Annotated in this window: 22 protein-coding genes and 2 tRNA genes; 6 read left to right on the top strand and 18 right to left on the bottom strand. The window is 64.6% G+C overall.

Features of this window, described 5'->3' with window-relative positions:
• Nucleotides 1-2: 2 nt before the first annotated feature.
• The 6 genes from ACN0X7_RS19115 to ACN0X7_RS19090 form a co-directional block, all read right to left on the bottom strand.
• A complete protein-coding gene (locus ACN0X7_RS19115; protein ID WP_417520072.1) occupies nucleotides 3-2,636 on the bottom strand; it encodes a valine--tRNA ligase in 2,634 nt (877 codons plus the stop codon).
• Nucleotides 2,637-2,717: 81 nt separating this feature from the next.
• The gene (locus tag ACN0X7_RS19110) at nucleotides 2,718-3,146 is read right to left on the bottom strand and encodes a YbaN family protein (protein ID WP_417520071.1); all 429 of its coding nucleotides are present in this window, start codon (nucleotides 3,144-3,146) and stop codon (nucleotides 2,718-2,720) included.
• Nucleotides 3,147-3,454: 308 nt separating this feature from the next.
• Nucleotides 3,455-4,117: a DUF2497 domain-containing protein gene (locus ACN0X7_RS19105; RefSeq protein WP_417520070.1), complete on the bottom strand. Its 663-nt coding sequence runs from the start codon at nucleotides 4,115-4,117 to the stop codon at nucleotides 3,455-3,457.
• Between the two features lie 99 nt (nucleotides 4,118-4,216).
• Nucleotides 4,217-5,602, bottom strand: coding sequence for a TolC family outer membrane protein (locus ACN0X7_RS19100; RefSeq protein WP_417520069.1), 1,386 nt, complete (start codon nucleotides 5,600-5,602; stop codon nucleotides 4,217-4,219).
• The gene (locus ACN0X7_RS19095; RefSeq protein WP_417520068.1) at nucleotides 5,563-5,892 is read right to left on the bottom strand and encodes a rhodanese-like domain-containing protein; all 330 of its coding nucleotides are present in this window, start codon (nucleotides 5,890-5,892) and stop codon (nucleotides 5,563-5,565) included. The genes ACN0X7_RS19100 and ACN0X7_RS19095 overlap by 40 nt, the downstream gene beginning before the upstream one ends.
• Entirely contained in the window at nucleotides 5,889-6,548 is a 660-nt protein-coding gene (locus ACN0X7_RS19090) for a protein-L-isoaspartate O-methyltransferase family protein (protein ID WP_417520067.1), read from the bottom strand. The genes ACN0X7_RS19095 and ACN0X7_RS19090 overlap by 4 nt, the downstream gene beginning before the upstream one ends.
• A 209-nt stretch (nucleotides 6,549-6,757) precedes the next feature.
• Here ACN0X7_RS19090 and ACN0X7_RS19085 point away from each other — a divergent pair.
• A tRNA-Cys gene (locus ACN0X7_RS19085) sits at nucleotides 6,758-6,831 on the top strand.
• Nucleotides 6,832-6,908: 77 nt separating this feature from the next.
• Here ACN0X7_RS19085 and ACN0X7_RS19080 read toward each other — a convergent pair.
• Complete coding sequence (locus ACN0X7_RS19080; RefSeq protein ID WP_417520066.1) at nucleotides 6,909-8,324, bottom strand: OmpA family protein; 1,416 nt, start codon at nucleotides 8,322-8,324, stop codon at nucleotides 6,909-6,911.
• Between the two features lie 139 nt (nucleotides 8,325-8,463).
• Here ACN0X7_RS19080 and ACN0X7_RS19075 point away from each other — a divergent pair.
• A tRNA-Asn gene (locus ACN0X7_RS19075) sits at nucleotides 8,464-8,539 on the top strand.
• Nucleotides 8,540-8,644: 105 nt separating this feature from the next.
• Here ACN0X7_RS19075 and ACN0X7_RS19070 read toward each other — a convergent pair.
• Complete coding sequence (locus ACN0X7_RS19070) at nucleotides 8,645-8,833, bottom strand: DUF1653 domain-containing protein (protein WP_417520065.1); 189 nt, start codon at nucleotides 8,831-8,833, stop codon at nucleotides 8,645-8,647.
• A 91-nt stretch (nucleotides 8,834-8,924) separates the two neighbouring features.
• Between ACN0X7_RS19070 and ACN0X7_RS19065 the strand changes: the two genes are divergently transcribed.
• Nucleotides 8,925-9,416, top strand: a complete 492-nt coding sequence (locus ACN0X7_RS19065; RefSeq protein WP_417520064.1) for a YtoQ family protein — start codon at nucleotides 8,925-8,927, stop codon at nucleotides 9,414-9,416.
• Between the two features lie 10 nt (nucleotides 9,417-9,426).
• Here ACN0X7_RS19065 and ACN0X7_RS19060 read toward each other — a convergent pair whose 3' ends face one another.
• Genes ACN0X7_RS19060 through lptF form a run of 3 tightly spaced genes read right to left on the bottom strand, consistent with a single transcriptional unit; the run spans nucleotide 9,427 to nucleotide 13,793 of the window.
• Nucleotides 9,427-11,562 carry an LPS-assembly protein LptD gene (locus ACN0X7_RS19060; RefSeq protein ID WP_417520063.1) on the bottom strand — a complete coding sequence of 712 codons (2,136 nt, stop codon included), beginning with the start codon at nucleotides 11,560-11,562 and terminating at the stop codon, nucleotides 9,427-9,429.
• Nucleotides 11,563-11,565: 3 nt separating this feature from the next.
• Complete coding sequence (lptG, locus tag ACN0X7_RS19055) at nucleotides 11,566-12,669, bottom strand: LPS export ABC transporter permease LptG (protein ID WP_417520062.1); 1,104 nt, start codon at nucleotides 12,667-12,669, stop codon at nucleotides 11,566-11,568.
• A gap of 2 nt (nucleotides 12,670-12,671) precedes the next feature.
• On the bottom strand, nucleotides 12,672-13,793 hold the full coding sequence (lptF, locus tag ACN0X7_RS19050) for an LPS export ABC transporter permease LptF (protein ID WP_417520061.1): 1,122 nt from the start codon (nucleotides 13,791-13,793) through the stop codon (nucleotides 12,672-12,674).
• A 152-nt stretch (nucleotides 13,794-13,945) separates the two neighbouring features.
• Between lptF and ACN0X7_RS19045 the strand changes: the two genes are divergently transcribed.
• Complete coding sequence (locus tag ACN0X7_RS19045) at nucleotides 13,946-15,448, top strand: leucyl aminopeptidase (RefSeq protein ID WP_417520060.1); 1,503 nt, start codon at nucleotides 13,946-13,948, stop codon at nucleotides 15,446-15,448.
• A complete protein-coding gene (locus ACN0X7_RS19040) occupies nucleotides 15,448-15,897 on the top strand; it encodes a DNA polymerase III subunit chi (RefSeq protein WP_417520059.1) in 450 nt (149 codons plus the stop codon). The genes ACN0X7_RS19045 and ACN0X7_RS19040 overlap by 1 nt, the downstream gene beginning before the upstream one ends.
• Nucleotides 15,898-16,200: 303 nt before the next feature.
• Here the strand turns inward: ACN0X7_RS19040 and nudC are convergent, their stop codons facing one another.
• Nucleotides 16,201-17,133 carry an NAD(+) diphosphatase gene (gene nudC / locus ACN0X7_RS19035; RefSeq protein WP_417520058.1) on the bottom strand — a complete coding sequence of 311 codons (933 nt, stop codon included), beginning with the start codon at nucleotides 17,131-17,133 and terminating at the stop codon, nucleotides 16,201-16,203.
• Nucleotides 17,134-17,210: 77 nt separating this feature from the next.
• Here nudC and mutS point away from each other — a divergent pair, with 77 nt between their 5' ends.
• Nucleotides 17,211-19,844 (top strand): DNA mismatch repair protein MutS, encoded by a 2,634-nt coding sequence (gene mutS / locus ACN0X7_RS19030; RefSeq protein WP_417520057.1) that lies wholly within the window; start codon nucleotides 17,211-17,213, stop codon nucleotides 19,842-19,844.
• Here the strand turns inward: mutS and ACN0X7_RS19025 are convergent.
• The 6 genes from ACN0X7_RS19025 to purH form a co-directional block, all read right to left on the bottom strand.
• On the bottom strand, nucleotides 19,841-20,233 hold the full coding sequence (locus ACN0X7_RS19025; protein WP_417520056.1) for a RidA family protein: 393 nt from the start codon (nucleotides 20,231-20,233) through the stop codon (nucleotides 19,841-19,843). The genes mutS and ACN0X7_RS19025 overlap by 4 nt on opposite strands.
• A gap of 2 nt (nucleotides 20,234-20,235) precedes the next feature.
• Nucleotides 20,236-20,970 carry an enoyl-CoA hydratase/isomerase family protein gene (locus ACN0X7_RS19020; RefSeq protein WP_417520055.1) on the bottom strand — a complete coding sequence of 245 codons (735 nt, stop codon included), beginning with the start codon at nucleotides 20,968-20,970 and terminating at the stop codon, nucleotides 20,236-20,238.
• A complete protein-coding gene (locus ACN0X7_RS19015; protein WP_417520054.1) occupies nucleotides 20,967-21,455 on the bottom strand; it encodes a MaoC family dehydratase in 489 nt (162 codons plus the stop codon). The genes ACN0X7_RS19020 and ACN0X7_RS19015 overlap by 4 nt, the downstream gene beginning before the upstream one ends.
• The gene (locus ACN0X7_RS19010) at nucleotides 21,452-22,639 is read right to left on the bottom strand and encodes a CaiB/BaiF CoA transferase family protein (protein ID WP_417520053.1); all 1,188 of its coding nucleotides are present in this window, start codon (nucleotides 22,637-22,639) and stop codon (nucleotides 21,452-21,454) included. Before ACN0X7_RS19010 ends, ACN0X7_RS19015 begins: the two co-directional genes overlap by 4 nt.
• 30 nt (nucleotides 22,640-22,669) lie before the next feature.
• Nucleotides 22,670-23,572, bottom strand: coding sequence for a DMT family transporter (locus tag ACN0X7_RS19005; protein ID WP_417520052.1), 903 nt, complete (start codon nucleotides 23,570-23,572; stop codon nucleotides 22,670-22,672).
• A 70-nt stretch (nucleotides 23,573-23,642) separates the two neighbouring features.
• Nucleotides 23,643-25,229, bottom strand: coding sequence for a bifunctional phosphoribosylaminoimidazolecarboxamide formyltransferase/IMP cyclohydrolase (gene purH, locus ACN0X7_RS19000; protein ID WP_417520051.1), 1,587 nt, complete (start codon nucleotides 25,227-25,229; stop codon nucleotides 23,643-23,645).
• Nucleotides 25,230-25,241: the final 12 nt, after the last annotated feature.

The raw sequence follows: 25,241 nt of genomic DNA, 5'->3' as shown, positions 1-25,241 counted from the left end.
CGCTATCCCGCCAGCCGCTCCATCGCCGCCTTCAGCTTGGTCTGGGCCTCGACATATCCGACGCGGCGTTCGCGTTCCTGGGCGACGACCTCTTCCGGCGCGCGGGCGGTGAACTTCTCGTTGGACAGCTTCTTGTCGATGCGCTCGATCTCGCCATCCAGCTTCTTCAGTTCCTTGGTCAGGCGCGCCTTCTCGGCATCCATGTCGATGACACCGGCCAGCGGCAGCACCACACGCATGCCGTCGACCACCAGTTCCGCCGCCTCGCCGCCGTCGGGCATCGAGAATTCGCAGCCCTTCAGACGCGCCATCCGGCTGATCATGCCCCAGTTGCCGTCCAGCCAGTCCTTCTGTTCCGCGGTCGCATCGGGGAAATGGGCCACCATCTCGGCCTTGGCCGGGACATTGGTTTCGGCGCGCGCGGAACGGATTTCCGAGATCACGTCGATGACGAAGGCGAAGGCCCGCTCCGCTGCTTCGTCCGAATAGTCGAGCGCGGGCCAGTCGGTCACCATCAGCGATTTGTCGGCCCCGGTGCGCTGGGCCAGTTCCTCGGTCACATAGGGCGCGAACGGGTGCAGCATCGCCAGGATCTGCTGCAATGCCCAGCCCGCCGTCTCGCGGGTTTCCTTCGCGGTTTCCGGGTCGTTGGACATGAAGGCCGGCTTGGCGAATTCCAGATACCAGTCGCAGAAGATGTTCCAGGTATAGCGGTAGACCGCGTTCGCCGCCTCGTTGAAGCGATAGGCACCCAGTTCGCGATCGATGGCGGCGACCGCCTTTGCCGCCTCCGAAGCGATCCAGCGGTTCACGGGCTGCCTGAGCGTCGCCGGGTCGAAGTCGGCGGGCGCAACACACTCGTTCATCTCGCAGAAGCGGGCCGCGTTCCAGATCTTGGTCGCAAAGTTGCGATAGCCCGCAACCCGCTGCTTCGACAGCTTGATGTCGCGGCCCTGCGCCGCCATGGCGCAAAGGGTGAAGCGCAGCGCGTCGGCCCCGAACTCGTCCACCAGCTCCAGCGGGTCGATCACGTTGCCCTTGGACTTCGACATCTTCTGGCCCTGCTCGTCGCGGACCAGCGCGTGGATATAGACGGTATGGAACGGCACTTCCTTCATGAAGTGCATGCCCATCATGACCATGCGGGCGACCCAGAAGAAGATGATATCGAAGCCCGTGATCAACACGTCGGTCGGGTAATAGCGCGCCAGTTCCGGTGTCTCCTCCGGCCAACCCAGCGTCGAGAACGGCCACAGCGCGGACGAGAACCAGGTATCCAGAACGTCCGTCTCGCGGGTCAGTTCAGTCGGTTCGCCATAATGGCTGTCGGCGGCAGCCTGCGCTTCCGCCTCGATTTCCTCGACGAAGATCGTGCCGTCCGGGCCGTACCAGGCCGGGATCTGGTGACCCCACCAGAGCTGACGGCTGACGCACCAGGGCTGGATGTTGCGCATCCACTCGAAATAGGTGTTCTCCCAGTTCTTCGGGACGAACTGGATCTTGCCGGTCTCGACCGCCTCGATGGCGGGCCTGGCCAGGGTCGCGGCGTCGACATACCACTGATCGGTCAGCCACGGTTCGATGACCACACCGGACCGGTCGCCGTAGGGGACCGTGTGGGTGATCTCCTCGACCTTTTCCAGCAGGCCGAGCGCGTCCAGATCGGCGATGACCTTCTCGCGCGCGGCGAAGCGTTCCATGCCCCGATAGGCTTCGGGCACGTTCTCGTTCAGATGCGCGTGCTGGTCGAGGATGTTGATCGCCTCCGCGCCGACACGCCGGCCGACCTCGAAATCGTTGAAGTCGTGGGCAGGCGTGATCTTCACTGCACCGGAACCCTGCTCGGGATCGGCATATTCGTCGGCGACGATGGGAATGCGGCGGCCCACCAGCGGCAGGATGACGTGCTTGCCGATCAGACCGGTGTAGCGTTCGTCATCGGGATGCACGGCAACGCAGGTGTCGCCCAGCATGGTTTCAGGGCGTGTCGTGGCGACCGTGATGAACCGGTTCGGGTCGTCCTCCAGCGGGTAGCGGAAGTGCCACATGTTGCCCTGCACGTCGCGGTTCTCGACCTCCAGATCGGAGATTGCGGTCAGAAACTTCGGGTCCCAGTTGACCAGCCGCTTGTCGCGATAGATCAGTCCGTCCTTGTGCAGTCGCACGAAGACCCTGCGGACAGCGGCGGAGAGCCCTTCGTCCATGGTGAAGCGTTCGCGGCTCCAGTCGCAGGACGCGCCCAGACGGCGCAACTGGTTGGTGATGGTGCCGCCGGACTCTTCCTTCCAGTCCCAGACTTTCTCGATGAAAGCCTCGCGCCCCATGTCGCGGCGGTCGATGCCCTGTTCGGCCAGCTGGCGTTCGACCACCATCTGGGTCGCGATACCGGCGTGGTCCGTGCCGGGCTGCCACAGCGCGTCGCGCCCCTTCATGCGGTGCCAGCGGATCAGGATGTCCTGCAGCGTGTTGTTCAGCGCGTGGCCCATGTGCAGGCTGCCGGTCACATTCGGCGGCGGAATCACGATGGTGAACGGATCGCCGCCCTTGTTCAGGCCAGCCTTGAAGAAGCTGCCCTTTTCCCATTCCTGATAAAGCCGCGTCTCGACCTCCTGGGGCCGATAGGTTTTGTCCAGCATGATCCTGTCCACGAGCTGAATGCGGTGCGTCGAAGCTGCGCGCCGCTCTGAGCGGTTTCGTATGGCGACCGGGCCTGAGGGTCAAGGGTCGGGCTGTCCCGCCGTTTCGTCTCCGCCGGTTTCCAGGGCGCGGACCTCTTCCAGATCGGGGCGCGAAACCAGCCAGATGGCCACGATCGCCATTGTGCCACCCGCAATCCAGGGCAGGGGCGATTCAGGTCCGCGCATCCACAGCAGCAGGCCGAAGCTGCCGCTCATCACCACAACTGCCGCGATCTTGGCAGTCCTCGGCACGGCGCGATACCGTTGCCAGGCACGTACCGGTGTGCCCAGTCGGGGATGCGCCATCAGCCAGTCGTGAAAGCGCTTGCTGGATCGCGAAAATGCCCAGGCGGCCAGCAGCAGGAAAGGCACGCCGGGGAGTCCGGGCAGGATAATGCCGGCAATCCCAAGTCCGACGCAGACCCATCCCAGAAACAGCAGCAGCCAGCGCAGGGGCTTGCGCGGCATCGGCCTTGCCTCAATCTCTGGATCTGACGATACGGGGTCCAACGGGCGCGCCTCGGGAAAAGGTATTCACCGCGACCTTAGAACATCGGGCGGAAAGTCTTGCGTGCGAATTCGGGCGCCAATGCGAACCGTGCAGATCCCTGCCGGGCAGCGTACCCGATGAGGCCGTAGAGGCCGGATCGAAGCGCAGCAACCTGGGGCGTTTTTCGATTTCATGGAATCACCATCAAATCGAAATAACGCAACTCGCACAGGTAGTTGCCATTCTTGAAAACAGTCTGAATGGTTCCATTCAGACTGTTTCCGCCCTAGCGCTTGTTGTCGTCGACCTCGCCGGCCAGTTTCGCGATCTCGCGTTCGACGATGCGCTGCACGATGGCGGGCAGGTTGGTGTCCAGCCAGTCCTTCAGCATCGGCCGCAGCAGTTCCTTGGTGATGTCTTCCAGCGTGCGGTGGGTCGGCACCGAGATGTCGCGTTGCGCCGAGACGGTCTGCGCCAGTGCGGCCAGGGACGCCGAAGCATCTGCCGCCGCGTGATCCGAGATCAGCCGGTTCATGTCCATCGCGGGCATGGGGGCCGGTTCGGGCTGATAGGCAGGGGCGGGTTCCGGAATGTCTTCGAGCGCGAAATCGTCGTCGCCCTCGCCGCCGGACAGGTCGGTGACCGATCCGTCGTCCTCGATGAGCTGGTCCAGTTCCAGCACGTCATCGTCTTCGGGTTCGGGCAGCGGTTCCGGCTCCGGCTCGGGTTCAGGCTCCGGATCGGCTTCCTGTTCGGGTTCCTGTTCGGGTTCCGGTGCCGCGCTGGCCTCGGGTTCGGGCTCAAGGATTTCGTCGACGCTTTCCGGTTCCGGCGCGGCCTTTTCCTCAGGCTCGTTCTGCGGAACGTCCTCGTCTTCTGAGATGATACGCCGGATGGAGGAGAGAATTTCCTCCATGGTCGGTTCGCTCTGGGCGTTTGCGTCGCTCATGCCGGTTCCGTGTCAAAGGTCAGTCACTGGCCGCGCACGCGTCCAGCGGGTCAAAAGTGTCACGGGTGCGCTAAGTTTTGGTTAACGCAGCATGAAGGATCAGTCCAGTCCTCCGCCCGTGCCGTACCACTTGGTCCGCGTTTCCTTGTAGTGCTCGTCCGGATCATAGACATCCACGTCCAGATCCAGCGTCTGCACGCTGAGACGGCCGATCGCGTCCAGCAACTGGAAGGCGGCGACATACTCATCGCGTTCGGCCTGAACCAGCGCGACCTGCGAATCCAGCAGGTCCTGTTCGGCGTCCAGCACGTCCAGCGTGGTGCGCGATCCGACCTGGGCCTCCTGGATGACGCCTTCCAGCGCGATCTCGTTGGCGCGGACCTCCGCGCGTCCGGCCTCGATACGCGCACGGGCGGTCTCCAGCGCTTCCCAGGACTGGGTGACGCCTTCGTTCACCAGCCGCTGCGTCTCCAGGACCTGAAGTTCGCGCTGATTGTAGACGTCGCGCTGCTGACGCACGCCGCTGTAGACCGCGCCGCCCTGGTAGATCGGCACGGTTACGACACCGCGCACGCGCAGGTTCGTGGCCTCGTCGCCGGGCTGCCCGCCATCGCGGGAATGGCTGGCCAGTGTCTCGAAATCGACCTGCGGCAGCAGCTGTCCAGAAGTGGCACGAATATCCGATTTCGCGGATTCGGCGTTTCGGACGGCGGCCTGCAGGTCCGGGTTTTCGTTCTGTGCAACCGAAAGCGCCGCCTCTTCCGAACTGGGGAGTTTCGGCAAGGGCGGCGGCGGCTCCAGCTGTCCGGGCCGGTTGCCGACGACGCGCGCATAGGAAGCCCTGGCCGCGATCAGATTGCCCTCGGCCTGCGCGCGGTCGGCGGCGGCACGGGCCAGCGCGGCCTCGGCCTGCGAGACATCGGTGCGGGTGATCTCGCCGACTTCGAAGCGATCCTGCGCGGCTTCAAGCTGACGCTCCAGCCGGGTCTCGTTGTTCAGGTTCAGCTGCACGACGGCGAAATTCTGCAGCACGTCCAGATAGACCGTCACCACGTCCAGCAGGATATCCTGCTCGGTCGATCGCAGATTCTCGCGGCCCGCACGGACCAGCGCCTCGGCGGACTCGATCTGGGCGGTGGTCGAGCCGCCGCGATAGAGCGGTTGCGTGAAATTCAGCGTGGCGTTGGACGGATAGCGCGTGTCGGTCTGTGCGATGACGCCGTTCTGCTGGTCGGTGAACTGGATGCCGGCATCGCCGGTCACGATCACCGTCGGCTTCCATCCCGCGTTGGCCTGGTTGACGTTTTCATCGTTGGCGCGAAGGTTGGCCCGTTCCGCCTGAATGGTGGGGTTGGAGGCGTAAGCCGCGCTCAACGCATCCCGCAGGGTTTCCGCATCGGCCGCGGGCGAACCCAGCAGGCCGAACGCAAGTGCCGCCGCGGCGGTCAGTAGCGGGCGATGGATGAGTCGATGTCGAGCGACCATCGATCAATGCCTCCTTCAAGATTTGTCACGTTGGCATGGCCCTGGGCGCGCAGGAACTGAACCGCCTGCATGCTGCGCCCGCCATGATGGCAGTTGATGATAACAGGCCGGTCGCCGGGCACATCGTCCAGGCGACCGGGCAGGGTCTGCAGCGGGATCAGCACCGCGCCCTCGATATGGCCCTGTTCGTACTCCCAGGGCTCACGCACATCGACGATGGCCGCGCCCGCGTCGCGCATGGCCGCGGCTTCCGCAACGCTGACCTGCAGTGGCAGTTCGCCGGTGCTCAAAACACAAAACCCTTTTTCTTCTCGAAACCGGGAAGCATCGGCGTTGCGGCGTCGAACAGCGGCCGCCGGCCGATCGCACCCTTGCGCGTGAACAGGTTCGCGACCCCGACATCCCCGTCACGCAGCACGGCCACCAGCCGGCCTCCCTCGGCAAGCTGATCCAGCAGGGCCGGAGGGACCTCGGCAACCGCCCCTTCGATCAGGATCACGTCATAGGGGCCCTGATCGGCCAGCCCTTCACGCAGGTCGCCTTCGATGACGGCGACATTCGTGATGTCCATGTCGGCCAGTATCTGGGTGGCGGTCGCCACCAGGTCCGGGTCGGATTCCAGCGCCACCACGGTCCCCGAGAAAGACGACATGACCGCCGCCGCATAGCCGGTGACACACGCGACATCCAGCACCATGTCATCGGGTTCGATCTCGGCGGCCTGCAACATGCGGGTCAGGACCAGCGGCTCCAGCAGATAACGCCCGTTGCCGATTGCGATATCCTCGTCGACGTAGGCAATGCCGCGCAGTTCCTTCGGTACGAACAGTTCCCGGGGCACCGCACCCAGCGCATCGGCCAGTTCCTCGTCCAGCAGCTTGTTGGGCCGCAGCTGGCTGTTGACCATGGCCGAGCGCGCGGCCGCGTAATCCAGATTTGCCGACATCAGCATTCTATCCCGTCGCGATGGCGATGACGGCCTGACAGCACATCATCACGGATTCTCAAGCATTCAGGGCGGTTATACGGTGCCGCGTGCCGCCACGCAATCAGGGTCACTTGTCAGTTTGTATCTGAATCCGGGCTGTTCGCCGATCTGGCTTGACCGCCCCCGGTGCCGCAGCCTATACCGCAGCCCGCCCACTCGATTGGAACGGCGCGGTGGCGGAGTGGTGACGCAGCGGACTGCAAATCCGTGTACGCCGGTTCGATTCCGGCCCGCGCCTCCAAACACGATCCAGACCAGACGCAGTCGGCCCCCGGTTTTTCAGACCGGAGGCCGATGTGCGTTTGCCCGCCGTGCGCGTCACTGTTCCAGGAAACGGACCTCGACGCGGCGATTCTTCTGATAGGCCGCTTCCGTAGTGCCGCGATCGCGCGGATGGAATTCCGCGTGGGCCGCGGCGACCAGCCTCTCGTAGGGAATGCCCTTGCTGTTCAGATAGTGCACGACCGAAATCGCCCGGGCGATGGAGAGTTCCCAGTTGGACGGAAACTGCGCGGTGCTGATCGGGCGAATGTCGGTGTGGCCGTCGATCTGCAGCGCCCAGTTCACGTCGGCGGGAATCTCGGGCGCGGCCTGTTTCACGGCGGCGGCGAACGCATCCAGGCGCTTCTTGCCTGCGGCGCGCAGCGTGGCCTTGCCGACGTCGAACAGCACTTCGGAACTGAAGACGATCCGCTCGCCCTGGATTTCGTTCTCCCCGGCGACGCCGCCAAGCTCGTTGATCCTGGCGAGGAAATCCGTGCGGTAGTCGATGATCTTGACGTCTTCGCGCTCGCTCAGCGCGGCGGCCCGCTCGTTGGCCTTCGCCAACTGGCCTTCCAGCCGGTTGATGCGGTTGGTTGCCGCCAGCAGCTGTCCCTGCAGACGGCCCATCTCGGCACGGTCGACACCGCCCGACTTGCCTTCCAGTGCAGCCTTCGCCGCGACCAGCTGGGTCGAGAGGTCTTCACCGCGCTGCTTCTCGCTCTCCAGAAGTGCCTGAAGCTGGTCGCGTTCGACCTCCGCCTCGCGCCGCTTCGTCGCGGCATTGCGAAGGTTGCGCTGGAACCGGTCGGCCAGGGCCTGTATTTCGGCGATGGTCGCATTCAGGTCCGCCTTTTCCTGCTCGCCCGAAGCCAGCTGCGCGCGCAGGCTGCCCACTTCGGTGCTCAGCGCGGCAATGCGATCCACCTGGCCGTTGAACGAGGCTTCCAGCCGGGTGATCAGTTCCTGAACCTGAACCACCCGGGTCTCGACCGTACGCAGTTCGACGACGATGGTCTGCAGATGCTCGGAAAGGACCGTGCGGCAATCCTCTGGCGCGTTCTTCTCGGCACCGCAGGCCTCGACTGCGGCCAGGCGGAACCGCCGCTTCAGGGAGCCGTAGTAGAAATTGCCGATCGGCTGATCGGCCAGAATGCGGACCGCAATCCAGGACCGCGGGTACCTGTCCACCAGCTGGTCGATGCCGCGCAGCGCCAGACGGTAGAACCGGTAGCGTTCCAGCGGCAGGACGCCGACGGCCTCGGCCTTGCGGATATTGTCCAGAATGGTGACGAACAGCGCGTTCACCTCGGTATCGCACTCGCAGGAAAGGGTTTCTGCGGATGCGCCTTCGGCAGGCACCGCATCCGTCGTCTCTGCGCCGGCCGGTTTCGCCTTGGTGTCCTGCTGTGCGTAGGCGGCACCCGTCGCCAGCAACAATGCAACGGCGAATGCCGAAATGAATCTCATCATGGTCCCTGTCCCTCCTGGTCACTTGTCCAGATCGGCAGAAAGCAAAGAATGAGCCGGTTCCGAAATCGACCGGTGTCGAATGATTTTTCGCTGGCCTTGCCGGTCAGGCTTTGCTATTCCGCCCTCCGCCCAAGACTGGTCCTCGGTAGCTCAGTTGGTAGAGCAAGCGACTGTTAATCGCTCGGTCGTAGGTTCGAGTCCTACCCGGGGAGCCATCTTGGGGCTTTTCTTCTAGTCATATCAATATGATAACGCCATGTGTGTCCTACGCGGAGGCACACTGTGTGACGCTTGCCCGTCGACGGAATTGAAGGGGCGCGTCACAGTTTTGCGAAGCGCGGTCTTCCATCGGGCAAGGTGTCGTGGAACATGGCGGCCGGACGGCACCACAGGCGTCCGTCGGCGCTGCGGTACACGGTCAGCGGTTCCTCGGTCTCTGAATGCAGCGCTTCGCCGATCCAGGTGTAGAGCCCGCCCTTGTAGTGGCGGTGTGTCGGTGCGTCGGTCATGTGGCCTCCTTCGATGTCTTCCCGACCGCGCCCTTTGCGATGTGCGGGGCGACACGATATACCTTGGCGCGAACTGGCAGGGAGCATGGTGATGAGCGAGCGGCGTTGGAATGTCTATCTTTCGGGTGAAATTCATTCGGACTGGCGTGAACGGATTCAGTCCGGTGTGGCGGCGGCAGGCCTGCCCGTCGATCTGACGGCCCCCGTCACGATCCACGAGGATTCAGACGATTGCGGCGTCGCCATCTTCGGTGCCGAGGCCGACAAGTTCTGGCATGACCGCAAGGGGGCTCAGTTAAACGCGATGCGGACGCAGACCCTGATCCGCGAAGCCGATCTGTTGGTCGTACGGTTCGGCGAGAAGTACAAGCAGTGGAACGCCGCCTTCGATGCGGGGTTCGCCGCGGCCATCGGAACGCCCTACATCACACTGCACCCCGAGCAGCACGATCACGCGTTGAAGGAAGTGGATGGCGGTGCCAACGCCGTCGCCCGCCAACCGGAACAGGTCGTGGCCGCGCTGGCCTACATCATCAACGGCAGCATGCCGACCGGCCTGGCACAGGTTCAGGCCGCCGAGTAACCGCCGGGGGTCAGTTCAGGCCCTTCAGCCGGAAGCGGACGAAGAAGGATGTCGTGGCCTCGGCGTCACGGTCTGCCGTGAAGTCGCGCACGCCGCCGAACTGGAAGTCGAAACATTCGTCCAGATAGCGCAGGCCGGCCTCGATCCGCACTGCATCGCCGCCATTCAGGTTGCCGCGATAGCCGCCCAGCACCTGCCAGTGTCTGGCGATCCTGGCCGATCCCTCGAAGGTCAGCTCGTCGGTGTTGCCCGCGGCGATGCCATTGTTGATCTGCGGCAGCGAGATATAGCCCAGATCGACGTCGAAAATCTCGCCGGTGTAGCGGAAGTTGTGCTCGTGGCGGTCGAGCTGGAAACCGTCGATGTCGATGCGATAGCGGAAGGTATAGCTGAAGTTCGTGGTCGGGCTGATGCTGATCCGACCGACGACGTCCGACAGGTTGCTTTCCAGGCCGGTGTTGTTGCCGAAGGCCGAGGTTTCGTTGAAGCGGTAGGACTGGCCGATGACGAACTCGCTGGAGCCGCCGCGCTCGCCCAGCAGCGACGCCGTCAGCCCGTAGTTCACGCGTGAGCCGCTTTCGATCCGGTCGTGGCCGGTGAACCTGTTGCGCGAGAACAGGTTCGCGTCGGTGAATTCGAAGCTCTGGGAATCCTCGTTGGGGATGTCGTTGGGATTGCCGCCCGCCGGTGAGGCGATGAACTGAACCCGCGGTTCGATGAACTGCTGGACGCGTTCGCCGCTGCGTACCAGCGGCAGCCGCCAGTCGAGCGTGGCCATCGGCCAGACGCGGCCTTCGAAGTAATCGTCCAGTGACGCTGTCGGATCGGTGTCCTGTGATTCCGACACGCTGTAGCCGTCCGCCTGGAGGTGAAGCCCCGTTGTCGTCAGTCCGCCCAACCCATCGACAAACTGCCGTTCCCAGGTGCCGTTGAAGGACATGCGGCGCGTGTCGCGCCCGCCGGTGCGCTGCAGCGCGACGCCGCTGAGGCCGACATCCACGCGCCCGCCGATCAGCGCCGGTTCGCCGCTCGCCTTGAACGATGCGAGCGGCAGCACGATGGGAATCTCGCCCTCCTTCGCACCGTCGCTCAGGTCCTGGAACGAGAAGCCCTCGATCCCGGCGAAATGACGGCCGTTGAAACCGGTCAGATAGGCGGTCGACTGCAGCAGGGTTCCGCCGCGGATGTCATAGCGGCGCAGGTAGGTGTCATCGCTGGTGCGGAAGATGTTGAAGCCCCAGTCGAACTGCGGGTTCAGCCTGAAATCGCCCTTGGTCCGGAAATGCCCGCGGAACTGGTTGTCGCCGGTATCGATGTTGTTGGCGTCGATCTTGTCCACATAGGTGATCGAGCCATCACTTTCCCACAGTCCGGTCAGGAACTGCTGGCGGTATTCGGCAGCCAGCACGACGCCTTCCTTGCTCGTCACGCGCGGCGACAGCGTCAGGTCTGAGCTTTCGTCGATCACCAGATAAACCGGCTGGGTGTACTGCGCGCCCAGTTCCCCCGACGCGCCGAACACGGGGGCCAGCAGTCCGCTTTTCCGCTCGACAGTCGGGTCGGGGTGGAAGAAGTACGGCGTGTAGAGCACGGGCACGCCGAACAGTTCGACCGTCGCGTCGTCATACTCGACGATCTCCTTTTCCAGATCACGGGTTACCCGCCGTGCCTTGATCTGCCAGATCGGTGCCCGATCGCTGCCGTCCTCGCATTCCTCGCACCGGGTAAAGACGGCCTTTTCCAGGATCGTGCGGTCTTCGCCTTCGCGGCGGGCGTTGCGGGCCGAAAGCCGCGCGTTATTGGACAGGCGGATACGAAGCTCGCGTACGATGCCCTGCTTGAAGCCATCGGACAGTTCGACGTAGTCCGAGAACAGGACATCGCCGGTCGGTTCCTGCAGAACGACGTTGCCGCTGGCCGTCACCACATCGTCGCGCTGGTTGTAGCTCACCGTGTCGGCGAACAGGATGCGCTCGCCCTGCACGATCTCGACGGAACCCCGCGCCGTGACGATGTCCAGTTCCTGTTCATAGATCATCTCGTCGGCCGTCAGTTCGACCGGCAGGTCTTCCTGCGCGCCCGCCGCGGCAGACCACAGCCAGGCGACGGCCCCGCAGACCAGCAGCCACTTCAGGCGCGCGCGCATGGGTCAGCCATCCTCCAGGTGGAACATCGCGGCGACCGCACACATGCTGGTGACGGCTGCAGGTGTCCATGCAGCCAGAACGACCGGCAGCTTGCCCGCCGAACCGAAAGCCTCGACCACATCTGTAATGAAGAAAATGCCAAACCCCGACATCGCCCCCAGAAAGAATACCCAGCCCGTGCCGCCCTTGCGCTCCGAGATGCGCAGGCAAAATGTGGCGGCCAGCAGTACCATTGCCGCAAGAAGCAGGGGTAAGGCCAGCAAAGAATGCCAGTGCAGCCTGTGTGCCAGGCCGTTGAAGCCGGATCGCTCCAGCAGTTTGATGAAGCCCGGCAGTTGCCAGAACGACAGCGTGTCCGGCGCGGCAAGGCTGTCGACGATCTGTGCAAGCGTCAGGCTGGTCGGAACCGAAAGGACCGGAAACCGCTCGGGCGGGACGTCCGGCGCGGTCACCGTCGCGTCGGTCAGCCGCCAGGCCCCCTTGGTCAGCACGGCTTCACGGGTATCGATGCGGCGCAGGAACCGGTTGCCGTCGGCAAACGTGAAGAAGGTCGCGTTCTGGAGCACGGTGCCGCTGTCGGCAACGGTGCGCGCATAGACGACCTGATGACCGTCCGCGGCCCGCTCGCGCAGCCACAGCCCGGTGTTGGCCGACACCGTGATCTCGCTGGTCTGGCCTTTGAAGCTGGCATTGAACATCTGCTCGTAGCGGCTGGTCAGCGCGGCGGCCAGCGGATTGAAGGCGGTCACCAGAAACGCGCCAAGCAACAGGGCGGCTATCACCAGCGGTCCGAGGATCTGCCAGACCGAGACGCCCGAGGCCCGGGCCACCACAAGTTCGCTGGACCGGGCCAGACGCGTGAGGGCCAGCATTGCGCCGAACAGGGCCACGAACGGCCAGAGCTTGCCCAGCACCGACGGCAGCTTGTAGAGCGACAGCTGAAGCACCAGCCCGAAGCCGACATCATCATTGTTGCCCGCGCGCCTGAGATGCTCGACGGTTTCCGCGGTGAACATCACCAGGCCGAGCAGGGCGAGCACGATTCCGATGCCAACCAGAAAGTGCCGGATCAGGTAGAGGTTCAGTGTTGTCGAGGACTGCGCCATTGCTAGCCAGCGGCCTCGGCGGTCGATGCCGGAACCGAGCGCAGTCCCGCACCCGATCTAATCAGATAGACACAGATGCCCATCGCGCCGAAGAGCACCAGATACAGCACGAAGATCAGGATCGGTTCGGTGGACGCCGCCTGCAACAGGCCGAGCACGGCCCCCTGCAGCACGCCCGCGCCGATACAGCCGAGCCACAGCCGCTTCCAGGATCCGCGCCGGTCGAACTCACCCGACAGGACGGTCGCGACGGCCACCAGCGCGAAGGCGATCGTCAGAAGAGGCAGCGCAATTCTGCGGTGGCCTTCCGCGCGGTATTTCGAGATCTGCGCGGCACCGACATCATCGCTCGATGTGGTGAACAGTTCGGCGACATTGCGTTCCTCGATCTTCTGCCGCCGGATCGGCGTGCCCGCGCTGAAGACGTCGGTCTCCAGATTGTAGCGGTCGAAATACAGCAGGCTGACATCGCCCGTCTTCAGATCGCGCTCCTGACGGTTGCCGTTCAGCAGCAGGATCTTCGGGCCTTCGTCGGACCGGATCATCGTGCCCTGCTCGGCCATCATGCTGACGGCCTTGCCGGGGTCGCGGTCGTCGTGGATCAGCAGTCCGTGCAGTTCACCGCCCGGCCGGCGTTCGCTGACATAGACCGTCAGATTGTCCTTCAGCGGGGTGAACGCGCCCTCACGCAGGACGATGGTCGAATAGATGTATTTCCACGCAAACCGGGTGTCGCGCATCGTCGAGTTCGCGAGCGGCATGAAATAGAAGGTCATGGAGGCGACGAAGACCGCACAGATGCCGCCCAGCAACAGGCCCGGCTTCGCGACCGAGATGCGGCTCAGACCGGCTGCGCGCATCACCACCAGTTCGCTGTCCGCGGACAGCCGCCAGTACGCATACAGCATGCCGCAGAACAGCCCGATGGGCATGGTCACCGGCAGCAGCTGCGGCAGCAGCAGAAACGAGATGTAGAGGAACGCACCCGTCGACATGTCGTAGTTGATGATCTCGTCGACGAAGCGCAGGGCCTGCACGATCCAGATGATACCGGTCAGCACCATGGTGACGAACAGACAGGGACCTGCGGCGGTCCGGACGATGTAGGCGACAAGCTGACCCATGGCGGCGGAGTATAGCGGCGCGTGCGGCTTGGGAAAGCGACTTCCGGTCGTGCGCGATCACACCTTTGCAGGGCGCGGCCAGTCGGTGTTTGCGTGTCACAGCAAAGCTTGCGATAAAACATCCACAGATTGTTTCGATAGGACGGTTACCGATGGATATTTCGATTGCGGGTATCAGCATTCCCGGACGCGGTGCGGTTGTCGTGGGGGTTGCCAAGGACGGCAAGCTGACCCCGGCGGCAAAGACGCTCGACGAGAAGACCGAAGGTGCGATCCGCCAGGTCATCCGGTCCAGTCGCTTCAACGGCAACAGCGGTCAGAGCGCCAACCTGCTGGCCCCGCGCGGCACCCGGCTCGATCGCATTGTCCTTCTGGGTCTGGGCGACCCGAAGTCATTGTCGGAACATGATCTGGAACAGATCGGCGGCCGGGCGTTCAACGCCGTCGCCAACACCGGCGTCAAGCAGGCCAAGGTCATCATCGATGCCGAGGATCTCGGCGCGAAGGGCAAGATCTCGCGTGGAGCGGCTCAGGCGCACATCGCGGTCGGGGCCAAACTGGCGAGCTACCGGTTCGACAAGTATCACACCAAGCTGAAGGACGATGACAAGCCGTCGCTGGAGAGCCTGGCGGTCGGTGCACGCTCCGCCGCTGCGGCGCGCGACGCCTACGACAAGCTGGAGGCCGTTGCGGACGGTGTCTTCCTGACGCGCGATCTGGTCAGCGAGCCGCCCAACGTGCTGTACCCGGCGTCGCTGGCGGAACGCTGCCAGGAACTGACCAAGCTGGGTGTGAAGGTCGAGGTGCTGGGCGAGGCCCAGATGAAGAAGCTGGGCATGGGTTCGCTGCTGGGCGTCGGTCAGGGTTCGGAACGCGAAAGCCGGCTGGTCGTGATGCAGTGGAACGGCGCGGCGAAGAAGGACAAGCCGGTTGCGTTCATCGGCAAGGGCGTCACTTTCGACACCGGCGGCATCTCGCTGAAGCCCGCCGCGGGCATGGAAGACATGAAGTGGGACATGGGCGGTTCCGCCGCGGTGATCGGCACGATGGCTGCGCTGGCCGGTCGAAAGGCCAAGGTGAACGCCATCGGCGTTGTCGGCCTGGTCGAGAACATGCCCGACGGCAACGCGCAGCGTCCGGGCGACGTGGTCACGTCCATGTCCGGTCAGACCATCGAGGTCCTGAACACCGACGCCGAAGGCCGCCTCGTGCTGTGCGATGCGCTCTGGTACACGCAGGACCGCTTCAAGCCGGAGTTCATGATCAACCTGGCCACCCTGACCGGCGCGATCATCATCGCACTGGGCGACGAATACGCCGGCATGTTCTCGAACAACGACAAGCTGTCGGAACGGCTATCGGAAGCCGGTGAGGCGGTGAACGAGAAACTCTGGCGCTTCCCGCTGCACAAGAACTACGACAAGAAGCTGAAGTCCGAGATCGCGGACATGCGCAACATCGGCAACGCGCGCGGTGCGGGCTCGATCACGGCCGCGCAGTTCCTGCAGCGGTTCGTCAACGATGTGCCCTGGGCACATCTCGACATCGCCGGTGTGACCTGGTCCGGTTCGGCCAAGCCGACGTCGCCGAAGGGCGGTACCGGCTATGGCGTGCGTCTGCTGGACGAACTGGTGCGCCGCCACTACGAGAGCTGATGACCGAGGTCGCCTTCTATCACCTGACCCGGAAGCCGCTTGAACGGGCCATGCCCGAGCTTCTGGAGAAGGTGGTGGAGCGCGATCTGCGCTGCGTCGTCCTGACCGGCTCGGCTGAGCGGGTATCGACTCTCAACGACCACCTCTGGACGTGGGACAAGGGCTCGTTCCTGCCGCATGGCGCAAAAGGTGACGGGGAACCGTCGGACCATCCGATCTGGCTGACGACCGAGGAAGAGAATCCCAACGGCGCGACCGTCCTGATGCTGATCGATGGCTGCGATGCCGCCTACAAGGACGGTTTCGACCGCTGTCTGGACATGTTCAACGGGCTCGACGAGGAAGCTGTCGCAGCGGCGCGCGACCGTTTCCGCGCCGCGCGGGATGCGGGTCACACGGTGACCTACTGGAAGCAGAATGAACGCGGCGGCTGGGAGAAAGGCGCCTGAGCCGGATCGCGCCTGGGCCACCGCGTCTTTGACGGGATCGCCTGTTCCCGGACTGTCACCCCCGGTTTATCCGGGGGCCTTCTTGAACATCCGATACGCGCAGCGTTTGCTGAACCGGCCGTTGCCCCCGCACTGAGGCAGGTCTGACACCCTGGGCGTTTGGCCGTTCCGGTCAAACGCCGGAACGTGCTAGAGCGTTTTTCGTTTTCATGGAATCACCATGAAACCGAAATAACGCAACTCGCACAGGTAGTTGCCATTCTTGAAAACAGTCTGAATGGTTCCATTCAGACTGTTTCCGCCCTAGACGCCGGCCAGCCACCTGCGCGCAAGCTGATGCGCCAGTGACAGGGCGGGCGGCATGCGCAGGCCTTCGCCCTCTTCCGACCGCTCGATCATGGTCAATACCTCATCGCGGCTGAACCAGCGTGCGTCGTCCAGTTCCGTCGGGTCGATGGTGATCTCGGTGGTCTCCGCTTCCGCGAAACAGCCGATCATCAGGCTGGACGGGAACGGCCACGGCTGGGACGCGACATAGCGAACCTGTCCGACCCTGATCCCGGCTTCTTCCCAGATTTCGCGCCGGACGCATTCCTCGATCGATTCGCCGGGCTCCATGAAACCGGCGAGGGCGGAATAGGAGCCCTCGGGGAAGCGCGGCTGACGGCCCAGCAGGCAATTGTCGCCGTGGAAGACCAGCATGATGGTGACCGGATCGGTGCGCGGGAAATGCTGTGCCTTGCACTGATCGTCGGTGCACTGGCGCATGTATCCCGCGGCAGCCATCTCCGACGGCTGACCGCACACGGCACAGAACCGGTGGCGCTGATGCCAGTCCAGCATGGAGCGCGCCTGGGCGAGGATGGAGGCATCGCCGACCGGCAGGGACGGTGCGATGGATCGCACATCGACGAACTTGCCGCGGCTGAGCCAGGTGGCATCGCGCGGTGCCCTGCGCGGGTCCGCCTCGATGACGAAATGCGCAATGCCGTCCTGCACGCCCAGCAGAACGGGGCGGTTCTCTTCCAGCAGATCCAGCGCCTCGATCGGGGAACGCCAGCCGATCTCGGCACCGACATCCAGGTCGATCATGGCGCGCAGGCGCGACATGGGCAGCAGGCGGGTATCGGGATTCATCAACTGCTCGGACAGCCATTCGCCGTTCCTGCGCTGTTGGTCGACACGGTCCAGCGGCGAGCCGGAAAACGTGATCGGATCATCATATTCTATCGTCATGGTGGCGCGGAGAGTGGCATGGCCGCTGCGGTCCGGCAACTGCCCTATTGCGTTCACGCGGCCTGGCAGAATCGTTTATGGTCCCGCGCATGGGCGACGAACCGACACCGATGATGGCGCAGTTCCTTGAGATCAAGGCGGCGCACCCGGATTCGCTGCTGTTCTATCGCATGGGCGATTTCTACGAGCTGTTCTTCGACGATGCGAAACAGGCGGCAGCCAGTCTCGACATCGCCCTGACCAAACGCGGCAAGCACGCGGGCGAGGACATTCCGATGTGCGGCGTGCCGGTGCATTCGGCGGACCAGTATCTGGCGCGGCTGATTCGGGACGGGTTCCGCGTCGCCGTCTGCGAACAGATCGAAGACCCGGCGGAAGCCAAGAAGCGCGGCGCAAAGTCGGTCGTGAAACGCGATGTCGTCCGGCTGGTGACGGCGGGCACGCTGACCGAGGACAGCCTGCTGGATGCGCGCCGGAACAACTATCTGCTGGCCGTTGCCAAGGCTGGCGGTGCGTTCGGCATCGCCTGGCTGGACATGTCGACGGGCGAACTGTCGACGAGTGCTGTCGCCGGTGCCGCGCTGCTGGCGGAACTGGCGCGGCTGCAACCCGGAGAGATCCTGCTGCCCGACAGTCTGGTGCCGGACGGGCCGGGTGTGTTTGCGGACTGGGACGACAGGCTGACGCCGTTGCCGTCCGCCCGCTTCGATTCGGTCTCTGCCGAGAAGCGACTGAAACAGATATTTGCCGTCGGTGCGCTGGATGGTTTCGGCAGTTTCGACCGGGCCGAGATCGCCGCCGCCGGTGCCGTGGTCGACTATGTGGACCTGACGCAGAAGGGAAAACTGCCACCGATCCGGCCGCCGCAGCGGATCGAGGCGGGCGCGACCATGGGCCTGGATCAGGCGACCCGCCGCAATCTGGAACTGACGGAAACCCTCTCCGGCGGGCGGCAGGGCAGCCTGCTGTCGGTGATCGACCGGACGGTGACCGGCGCGGGCGGTCGCAGGCTGATGGCGGATATCTCCGGCCCGCTGACGGATCCTGCCGTCATCGAGGCGCGGCTGGACATGGTTCAGTTCTTCCACGATGCCGATGCACGGCGCGGCGATTTCAGGGATGCGATCCGCCGCGCGCCGGATATCGAACGCGCGCTCTCGCGGCTGGGCCTGGGACGCGGCGGCCCGCGCGACCTGACGGCCATCCGCGATGCGCTGATCGCCGCCAGCTCCGCGCGTCATGTGCTGGGCGAAAGCGGCCCCGCAGGCGTGCTGGAGACGGCCCGCAGGCTGGAAGGACATGGACAGCTTCTGGACCAGTTGAATCTGGCGCTGGATGACGAGGTGCCGCTGCTGATCCGCGACGGCGGCTTCGTCCGTGCGGGTTTCGATGCGGCGCTGGACGAACTCCGTACCCTGCGCGATCAGGGACGCCAGCACATTGCGGCGCTTCAGAAGACCTATGCCGACAGGACCGGCGTGGCCACGCTGAAGGTGCGTCACAACAACATGCTGGGCTATTTCGTCGAGGTGCAGCAGCGCCACGCCGACAAGCTGGGCGAGGATTTCATCCACCGCCAGACCATGGCGCAGGCGATGCGGTTCACGACGGTCGAACTGGGCGAGCTTGAAGGAAAGATACGTTCTGCGGGCGATCGGGCGCAGGCGCTTGAGGAACGGCACTTCGAGGCCCTGTCGGCGGCCGTCCTGAATGAAGCGCAGGACCTGGCCGCCTGCGCGGGGGCGCTGTCACGGCTGGACGTGGCCGCGGCGCTGGCCGAACTGGCCCGGGAAAAGGCCTTCACCCGTCCCTCCATCGACAGCAGCCTGGACTTCGCCATCGAGGGCGGACGCCATCCCGTCGTCGAGGCACTGGCACCCGATGAAGGCGGGGGCGGGTTTCAGCCGAACGACTGCGACCTTGGACCCGATCCGGGGCGGCTGTGGCTGCTGACCGGTCCGAACATGGCGGGCAAGTCTACCTTCCTGCGTCAGAACGCGCTGATCGCGATCATGGCGCAGGCCGGTTCCTTCGTCCCGGCCGCCAGCGCCCGGATCGGTGTCGTGGACCGGCTGTTCAGCCGCGTGGGCGCGGCGGACGATCTGGCGCGGGGCCGCTCGACCTTCATGGTGGAGATGGTCGAAACGGCGGCGATCCTGAATCAGGCGGGGGAACGCGCGCTGGTCATCCTCGACGAGATCGGACGCGGCACGGCGACCTATGACGGTCTGGCCATCGCCTGGGCGACGGTCGAGGCCCTGCACGAGACCAACCGCGCGCGCGGCCTGTTCGCAACGCACTACCACGAACTGACCGCGCTGGCCGAAAAGCTGGATCAGGTGACCTGCCGGACCATGCGGGTGATGGAATGGCAGGGCAGCGTGAAGTTCCTGCATCAGGTCATTCCGGGCGCGGCGGACCGGTCCTACGGCGTCCAGGTCGCCAAGCTGGCCGGATTGCCGTCGGCGGTCGTGCGCCGCGCCGAAGCCGTGCTGAAGAAGCTGGAGGAAAGCGGGCAGGGCCGCAAGGCGGTCTCGATTGCCGACGACCTGCCGCTGTTCGCGGCCATGGCCCAGGCCCCTGCGACGGAGCCACAGGCCTCTCCGGTTCTGGACGCGCTGGACGCGATCAATCCCGACGATCTCAGCCCGCGCGAGGCGCTGGAGGCCCTGTATCGTCTGAAAGAGCAAGCCGCCTCAGAAACACATTAGGCCAGTGCGACGGCCTCGATCTCGATGTCGAACGCCCAGGGCCAGGAACCGACGGTGACGAAGGTCCGCGCCGGCGGGTCTTCGGGGAAGAATTCCGCATAGACGGCGTTCACGCGATCGAACTGACCCGCATTCACGGCAAAGACCGTGCATTTCAGGATCTTGTCCATGGTCGAGCCGTTGGCTTCCAGCACCGCCTTGATCGCGTTCAGCGAGGCGCGCGTCTGTTCCTCGATCCCGCCGTCGATCAGCGCGCCGGTCTCCAGACTGACCGGCGGCAGGCCGGACACGAAGATCAGACCTGCGCCGCGCGTCGCCAGCGACAGGGGCACGTTCCCCTTGTTGATCATCTGCTGCAGGACGGGATGGGTGAGTACTTCCTTGGTCATGGTCATTCTCCCTTGAACTCCGGCTTCCGTTTTTCCTGGAACGCGGCGACGCCTTCGGTGAAATCGCTGGAGGCGCGAATGGCGTTGAGGTCGCGGCGGGCGATCCAGGATTTTTCGGACGGACCCTGCGGCAACACTTCCGCGACATGGCGCTTGATCGTGGTCAGCACCATGGGCGCCAGCTCGGCCAGGTCCTGCGCCATTTTCAGTGCCACATCCTTCACCTCGCCGTGGGGCACGACACGGTTGACCAGCCCGGCTTCATAGGCGCGCGCCGCCGTCATCGGTTCGCCCAGCATCATGAACTCCATCGCCAGCTTGTGCGGCATCCGCGCGGCGAGCGATGTGATCAGGCCGCCGGACAGGCCCACCTTGGCTTCCGGATAGACGAAGGTCACGTTCTCGGACATGACGCACAGGTCGCAGAACTGCACCAGAATGAAGGCCCCGCCGACGCAGATGCCGTTGACCGCCGCCACGACGGGCTTGTCCACATGCACACCGACGCTGGGCGCGAAGGGGCCGATCTCCGGCGGATCGTTCAGGTCGGCACCGACCGAAAACGCCTTGTCGCCGGCAGCCGTCAGCACGGCCGCCCGCTCCGGTCCGTCCTGGAAGCGCCGCCAGGCCGCTGTGAGTTCATCGCCGAGTTCGCGGGAGATGGCATTGTGCTTCTCGGGTCGGTTCAGCGTGATGACCGCGACCTTGCCGTCGACTTCATAGGTGACCGTGCTCATGCCTTCTCCTCCGGGTGGCGCTTCTTGACCAGAAAGCTCTGCCAGCCGTCCATGACCAGCACGCTGTCCTGATTGTGGATGGTGGCGCGTACCACGACAACGCCCGTCGTGCGGCCCGGTTTCAGTTCCGTGATTTCAAGCTGCGGATACAGCGTATCGCCGGCATAGACGGGGGCCTTGAACTTGGCGTTGACCTCCAGAAAGCCGACCATCGCCTCGCCCAGCACGTGCGGAAAGATGCCCGCGCCGGGCGCGGCCTGCGACAGTACCTGAAGACCGTGGGCCAGCAGGCCCTTGTGGCCCTGCCGCTTGCAGTATTCGACGTCGTAGTGAATCGGATGATTGTCCCCGGACGCGAGCTGGAAGGCCGAGAACAGGGCATCCGTCTGCGTGCGCGAATTGATGTAGAAGGTCTGCCCGATCTCCAGGTCCTCGAAATAGGACGGTTCGCACATGCGATGATTGGCCGGATCGAAGTCGGTCATTGGCCATCTCCCTTCAGCAACACAGCGCCGGACGCTGCCATCGCGCCGATCTCCTCGGCGTTGTAGCCCAGTTCGGCCAGGATCTCCTGACCCTGTTCGCCAAGGCCAGGCGCGTGCCCGATATCCGCCGGGGCGTTGAGCGCGCCCGGCACCTTCGCCAGAGGACTTTCGCCCACGACGGGCTGATCGGCGATCTTCGCCGCCTCGACGGCCTGTACGTGCGGGTCGGCCAGCCAGTCCGTGAAGCTGTTCACGGGATCGCACAGAATGCCTTCCGGTTTCAGCAGGGCCAGCCATTCCGCCGACGTCTTCGTGCGGTAATGCGCGCGCAGTCCCGTCATCAGCACGTCCAGATGCTTGGCGCGGCTGACAAAGCTCTCGAAACGCGGATCCTCGGACAGATCGGGACGCCCGATCAGCCGGCATGTCCGGTGATATTCCTCGTTCCGCACCAGGGTAACGGCGATCCAGCCGTCCTTCGTCTCGAAGTTGCCCGCAGGTGCGTTGAAGGCCGTCGGTCGGCCGCCCTGCAGGTGCTCTTCCAGGATTTTCGGGGCCAGAATCGCGGCTGCGCCCTGCATCAGGCTGACGTCGATATGACGGCCTTCGCCGTCGGCACCGCGCGCGTACAACGCGGTCGCGACCGCCTGATAGGCATACAGGCCGGTGATCGAATCGACGATGACCGCGCCGAACTTGACCGGTCCGTCGTCGCTGCCCCGGTTGATGCTCATCATGCCGGAGAACGCCTGCGCGACCGTGTCGGTGCAGGCACGCTCGCGATAGGGACCTTCCTGACCGAAGCCGCTGACGGACAGGTAGATCGCGCGCGGATTGATGGCCTTGATGTCGGCGTAACCGATACCCAGCCGGTCGGCGACGCCGGGTCGATTACTTTCGATCACCACGTCGGCCTGTTTTGCCAGTTCCAGCACGATCTTCAGCCCGGCCTCGGACTTCATGTCCAGCGCCAGCGAGCGCTTGCCCCGGCTGTAATAGACGCTGTGCGCGGAATGCTCGCCATAGCTGACGCCGATGGGCCGGATCCAGTCGCCGGCGGGCGGCTCGATCTTCACCACATCCGCGCCGTAGAGCGCCAGCAGCATGCCGGCATGCGGCCCGGCGACGCCCTGGCTCATGTCCAGCACCTTCAGGCCCCTGTAGGGGTTCTCGTAATCGGTCATGCGGCTGGCCTCCCCACCAGTCTTTCCTTGCTACACCGGGCGCATCGGCTCCCGGACGACGGGTTCCGCGCCCGATACCTTACGTTCCCGATAGGCGATGTAGAACCCGCTGAAGAAGATCAGGATGGCGCCCACCCAGACCCAGACATCCAGCACCTGCGCGAAGAATATCCAGCCGAGCAACGCGCTCCAGATCAGCTTGGAGAAATCGAAGGGCAGCACGGCGGTGGCGTCGGCCAGACGGAACGCCTGTGTGAAGGCCAGTTGCGCACCGGTGCCGATGACCGCGATCGCGACGAGCCACATGAACTGCTCGGTCGTCGGCCATTGCCAGAAGAAGCTGGCCGCGATGCCGGAAATCGGCGTCAGCATCACCACCATGTAGAGCGATACGGTGACGGCGGAGTCGGTCGCCGTCAGCCGCTTGATGATCACCATCGCGATGCCCCACATCATGGCCGCGCCCAGCAGCAGCCAGGCACCTGCCGGGATTTCCGCGACGCCGGGCCTGAGAATGATCAGGGTGCCGATGAAGCCCACGAACAGCGCCGTCCAGCGGTGCGCCCGCATCCGTTCGCCCAGAAAGATCACGGCCAGGATCGAGGTGAACAGCGGTGCCGTGAAGCTGAGCGCCTGCACCAGCCCCAGCGCGATGCCCGTCGTGATGCCGTAGAAGAACATCAGCATGGCGACCGAATTCACGCCCGCGCGGATGAAATGCAGCCTCAGCTTGGTGGTGCGGAACGGCTCCAGCCCGTGCTTGATCAGGATGGGGCCCAGCACGATCATGCCGAACAGGTTGCGGAAGAAGGCGATCTCGAAGCCGTGCAGTCCCTGCTTGCCCAGATACTGGATCATCGCATGCATGCAACTGAAGCCGACCGTGGCGAGCACGACCAGCGATGCGCCCGCGAGCGTGGGAGAGAGTTTCATCTGCAGCAGCAAATTTCCCTTCCCCCCTCAAGGGGGAAAGGGAAACCGGCGTCAGGAAGAATGCGGGTGCTCAATGCCGGAAATGCCGCATGCCGGTGAAGACCATGGCAAGACCCGCTTCATCGGCGGCGGCGATCACCTCGTCGTCCCGGACCGAACCGCCGGGCTGGATGACGGCTGTCGCGCCGGCTTCCACTGCGGCCATCAGGCCGTCGGCGAAGGGGAAGAAGGCATCCGAAGCCACCACCGAACCCTTGGTCCAGCTGTCGCTGTCGCCGGCGGCCTCGCGGGCATCCTCGGCCTTGCGGGCGGCGATCCGGGCGGAGTCCACACGGCTCATCTGGCCCGCGCCGACGCCCACCGTGCGCCCGTCACGGACGTAGACGATGGCGTTCGATTTCACATGCTTGCCGACCCGGAAGGCGAAGATCAGATCGGCCATCTCCTGTTCGCTCGGCGCGCGTTTGGTGACGACCTTCACGTCGTCGGCGGTGATGCGGCCGTTGTCGCGGCTCTGGGCCAGCACGCCACCCGCCAGCGCCTTGAAGGCCAGACCCGGCGCCGCCGGATCGGGCAGGCCATCCGTCAGCAGCAGGCGCAGGTTCTTCTTCTTCGCCACGATGGCGATGGCCTCCTCGGACGCGCCGGGCGCGATGATGACTTCGGTGAAGATCGAGGTGATGGCCTCGGCGGCGTCGGCTTCAAGCGGCTGGTTCAGGGCGATGATCCCGCCGAAGGCGCTGACCGGATCGCAGGCGACGGCGCGTTCGTAGGCCTCGCCGACCGTCTTGCCGGTTGCGACACCGCAGGGGTTGGCGTGCTTGATGATGGCCACCGCCGCGCTTTCTGCGGGGTCGAATTCGGCGACCAGTTCGTAGGCCGCATCGGTGTCGTTCAGATTGTTGTAGCTGAGCGCCTTGCCCTGGATCTGGCGCGCGCTGGCCACACCCGGACGCCGATCGCCGGAGGGGTAGAAGGCCGCGATCTGGTGCGGGTTCTCGCCATAGCGCAAGGGCTGCGCAGGGCCTGCCGAGACACCGAACCGGCCCGGCATCTCTCCGGACTGGCCGGCGAACCAGGCCGTGATCGCACTGTCATAGGCACCGGTACGGGCGAAGGCCCTGGCCGCCAGCTGTTCGCGGAAGGCCATGGTCAGGCCGCCATGGTCGCGCCATTCGTCCATCAGCGCCTGATAGTCTGCCGGGTCGGTGACGACGGCGACGAAGCGGTGATTCTTTGCGGCGGAACGGATCATCGCCGGGCCGCCGATGTCGATGTTCTCGATCGCCGTCGCGCGATCCGCGCCCGCCGCGACCGTCTTCTCGAACGGGTAGAGGTTGATCACCACCAGATCGATACCGGCAATGTCATGGTCCTTCATGGCCTGCACATGGCTGTCCGCGTCGCGCAAGCCCAGGATGCCGCCATGAATTTTCGGATGCAGCGTCTTCACCCGCCCGTCCATCATCTCCGGCGATCCGGTATGGTCGCTGACCTCGGTCACCGCGCAGCCCAGATCGCTCAGCGCGCGCGCCGTGCCGCCGGTGGACAGAATCTCGACATCCTTCGATTTCAGGAACCGGCCCAGCGTGTCCAGTCCGGCCTTGTCGGAAACGGAAATCAGCGCGCGCACCGGCGCGATGACGGAATCACTCATGTCTCAAACCCC

Origin of the sequence: Minwuia sp., from assembly GCF_048263705.1 — a bacterium.
Lineage (GTDB): Bacteria > Pseudomonadota > Alphaproteobacteria > Minwuiales > Minwuiaceae > Minwuia.
Note: the sequence above shows the minus strand (reverse complement) of the source record. Positions and strands in the feature narration are given on the sequence as shown.

What these genes read in the sequence shown, in the direction of transcription:
- ACN0X7_RS19115 (WP_417520072.1), bottom strand. Translation starts at nt 2,636, where the DNA reads ATGCTGGACAAAACCTATCGGCCCCAGGAGGTCGAGACGCGGCTTTAT.
- ACN0X7_RS19110 (WP_417520071.1), bottom strand. Translation starts at nt 3,146, where the DNA reads ATGCCGCGCAAGCCCCTGCGCTGGCTGCTGCTGTTTCTGGGATGGGTC.
- ACN0X7_RS19105 (WP_417520070.1), bottom strand. Translation starts at nt 4,117, where the DNA reads ATGAGCGACGCAAACGCCCAGAGCGAACCGACCATGGAGGAAATTCTC.
- ACN0X7_RS19100 (WP_417520069.1), bottom strand. Translation starts at nt 5,602, where the DNA reads ATGGTCGCTCGACATCGACTCATCCATCGCCCGCTACTGACCGCCGCG.
- ACN0X7_RS19090 (WP_417520067.1), bottom strand. Translation starts at nt 6,548, where the DNA reads ATGTCGGCAAATCTGGATTACGCGGCCGCGCGCTCGGCCATGGTCAAC.
- ACN0X7_RS19080 (WP_417520066.1), bottom strand. Translation starts at nt 8,324, where the DNA reads ATGATGAGATTCATTTCGGCATTCGCCGTTGCATTGTTGCTGGCGACG.
- ACN0X7_RS19070 (WP_417520065.1), bottom strand. Translation starts at nt 8,833, where the DNA reads ATGACCGACGCACCGACACACCGCCACTACAAGGGCGGGCTCTACACC.
- ACN0X7_RS19065 (WP_417520064.1), top strand. Translation starts at nt 8,925, where the DNA reads ATGAGCGAGCGGCGTTGGAATGTCTATCTTTCGGGTGAAATTCATTCG.
- ACN0X7_RS19060 (WP_417520063.1), bottom strand. Translation starts at nt 11,562, where the DNA reads ATGCGCGCGCGCCTGAAGTGGCTGCTGGTCTGCGGGGCCGTCGCCTGG.
- lptG (WP_417520062.1), bottom strand. Translation starts at nt 12,669, where the DNA reads ATGGCGCAGTCCTCGACAACACTGAACCTCTACCTGATCCGGCACTTT.
- lptF (WP_417520061.1), bottom strand. Translation starts at nt 13,793, where the DNA reads ATGGGTCAGCTTGTCGCCTACATCGTCCGGACCGCCGCAGGTCCCTGT.
- ACN0X7_RS19045 (WP_417520060.1), top strand. Translation starts at nt 13,946, where the DNA reads ATGGATATTTCGATTGCGGGTATCAGCATTCCCGGACGCGGTGCGGTT.
- ACN0X7_RS19040 (WP_417520059.1), top strand. Translation starts at nt 15,448, where the DNA reads ATGACCGAGGTCGCCTTCTATCACCTGACCCGGAAGCCGCTTGAACGG.
- nudC (WP_417520058.1), bottom strand. Translation starts at nt 17,133, where the DNA reads ATGACGATAGAATATGATGATCCGATCACGTTTTCCGGCTCGCCGCTG.
- mutS (WP_417520057.1), top strand. Translation starts at nt 17,211, where the DNA reads ATGGTCCCGCGCATGGGCGACGAACCGACACCGATGATGGCGCAGTTC.
- ACN0X7_RS19025 (WP_417520056.1), bottom strand. Translation starts at nt 20,233, where the DNA reads ATGACCAAGGAAGTACTCACCCATCCCGTCCTGCAGCAGATGATCAAC.
- ACN0X7_RS19020 (WP_417520055.1), bottom strand. Translation starts at nt 20,970, where the DNA reads ATGAGCACGGTCACCTATGAAGTCGACGGCAAGGTCGCGGTCATCACG.
- ACN0X7_RS19015 (WP_417520054.1), bottom strand. Translation starts at nt 21,455, where the DNA reads ATGACCGACTTCGATCCGGCCAATCATCGCATGTGCGAACCGTCCTAT.
- ACN0X7_RS19010 (WP_417520053.1), bottom strand. Translation starts at nt 22,639, where the DNA reads ATGACCGATTACGAGAACCCCTACAGGGGCCTGAAGGTGCTGGACATG.
- ACN0X7_RS19005 (WP_417520052.1), bottom strand. Translation starts at nt 23,572, where the DNA reads ATGAAACTCTCTCCCACGCTCGCGGGCGCATCGCTGGTCGTGCTCGCC.
- purH (WP_417520051.1), bottom strand. Translation starts at nt 25,229, where the DNA reads ATGAGTGATTCCGTCATCGCGCCGGTGCGCGCGCTGATTTCCGTTTCC.